The organism is Actinoallomurus acaciae (assembly GCF_042429965.1).
Taxonomy (GTDB): Bacteria; Actinomycetota; Actinomycetes; order Streptosporangiales; family Streptosporangiaceae; genus Actinoallomurus; species Actinoallomurus acaciae.
This window is the reverse complement of sequence record NZ_JBHLZP010000934.1, coordinates 1-1,800: the sequence shown is the minus strand read 5'-3', so window position 1 is coordinate 1,800 and position 1,800 is coordinate 1. Positions and strand designations below refer to the sequence as shown.

Sequence of the window (1,800 nt, the reverse complement as noted above, 5' to 3'; positions counted from 1 at the left end):
CGTCGGCCGCCGCGCGGCTGGGCGTGCCGCTACGGCTGGTGACCCTGGCGGTCGACGGCGCGGACGAGAACCCGCTGCGCGACGACCTGGCGCTGGCGATCAGGCTGGCCGCCGAGAGCCCGGGGCTGGACCCCGGCGAGGTCCAGGCCGCCGTCGGCACGGGCGATGACGTGGCGGCGGCCGTGGCGGACCTCGAATGGAGCGAGGGCGACCTGCTGGTGTGCGCGAGCAGCGAGGACGCCCCGGTGCATCGGGTGTTCCTCGGCGAGACCGCGTTCAAGGTGGTGCGCGCGGCGCCGTGCCCGGTGGCGGTCCTGCCCCGGGGCGTACCCGACGTGTGACGCCGCGCGTCGGGGGAACGCGTCAGAGAAGGGACCGGCCGGACCGGCCGGGCGAAAGAGGGGGTTCGTCATGGCCGAAGGCGATGCTCGTGCGACACGTGCGAGCCTCCGGCATGAGCTGGAGCTCGTGGAGGCCGAGAGCGCGCAGTTGCGAGAGTCGGCGTCGCGGCTTCGCCGGCAGATCGGCGAACGCTCGTTCGGGCCGATCGACGAGTCCGAGCGTGCCGCGCTGATCACCGCCGCCGAAGAGCAGGAGGCGCTCGTCGACTCGCTGGAGACCAGGCGCGAGGTGCTGCGGGAACGGATCGAGCCCTCGGGGTGACGGGCGTCCGCCGGGCGAGTCCGAACCGTGATCCACGTCCCGCAACGGCGGGGCGCGCGCCGTCGTCTCAGGGACATGCGTATCAGGCATCTCGCTCGTCTCGCCCTCGTGCTGGCCGTCGCCGCCGCCGGTCTCGCGCTCATGCGCCCGTCGTGGGCCTGCGGCTGCGGCGCGCTCGTCACCTCCTCCCGGTCCGGGGTCGACGTGGCGGACGAGACCTCCATCGTCCGCTACGACGGCGGGCAGGAGGAGATCGTCATGCGGCTGTCGGTGCGCTCGCAGGCGCGGGACGCCGCGTGGCTGATGCCGACGCCCACGCGGGCGCGGGTGACGCTCGGTGAGAGCGACTGGTTCGACCAGCTGGACCGGCTGACCGAGCCGGCCGTCGTGCGGCACCGGCGGTGGCTGCCGCGCCTCGGCGGCACGAAGGACGCCGGCGCGGTGCCGAAGCCGGGTGCCGGGGTCGGGGTGCTCGGCCGGCAGCGGCTCGGCCCGTTCGAGGTGACCACGCTGTCCGCCGGCGACTCGGGCGCGCTGGCCTCGTGGCTGACCGCGCACGGCTACCGTCTCCCCGGACGCCTGGCCGAGGCGCTGAAGCCGTACGTCGCGCGGCACTGGACCTACACCGCGATCAAGCTCTCCCCACGGGAGGGCCGCCTCACCGGTGCGCTGGACCCGCTGCGCGTGACCTTCGGCAGCGACGCCCCGATCTACCCGATCCGGCTGTCCCGCCTCGCGACCTCGCCGCAGTCGGTGCACCTGTACGTCCTCGCGCCGCACCGCGTCACGGTGTCGGGGCTCGACGGGATGCTCACGACGTACGCGGGCCGGGTCACGCCCTCGATGGTCGCCTCGCCGGGGCTGCGCTCGATGCTCGGTGACGGCGCGTTCCTGACCGAGGTGGTACGGCACGGCATCCCGCCGTCCGACTTCACCGACGATCTCCGGCTCGGCTACACGGCCGACACCCCGTACCGGGAGGTGGAGGAGGTCGACGGCGGTCTCGTCACGTTCCTCGGAGTCCCCGCGTACCTGTGGTTCGCCCTGGGCGTCCTCGTCGTCGTGGCCGCCGGGGGCGCGGCGATCGTGGTCTCGGCCCGGCGCTCGGCGCGCGCACGGCGCGGAGGCGCCGGAGCG

General features: G+C 74.7%; 3 protein-coding genes. All 3 read left to right on the top strand.

Annotated elements, in window-relative coordinates:
* The coding region (locus tag ACFFNX_RS49090) for a universal stress protein (RefSeq protein ID WP_378213347.1) at positions 1 to 341 on the top strand (341 nt) is incomplete at its 5' end.
* A gap of 70 nt (positions 342 to 411) precedes the next feature.
* Positions 412 to 663: a hypothetical protein gene (locus ACFFNX_RS49085; RefSeq protein ID WP_378213346.1), complete on the top strand. Its 252-nt coding sequence runs from the start codon at positions 412 to 414 to the stop codon at positions 661 to 663.
* A gap of 75 nt (positions 664 to 738) precedes the next feature.
* On the top strand, positions 739 to 1,800 hold a 1,062-nt coding region (locus ACFFNX_RS49080), incomplete at its 3' end, for a DUF2330 domain-containing protein (protein WP_378213345.1).

Coding starts and splice junctions, on each gene's coding strand:
- ACFFNX_RS49085 (WP_378213346.1), top strand. CDS start 412: ATGGCCGAAGGCGATGCTCGTGCGACACGTGCGAGCCTCCGGCATGAG.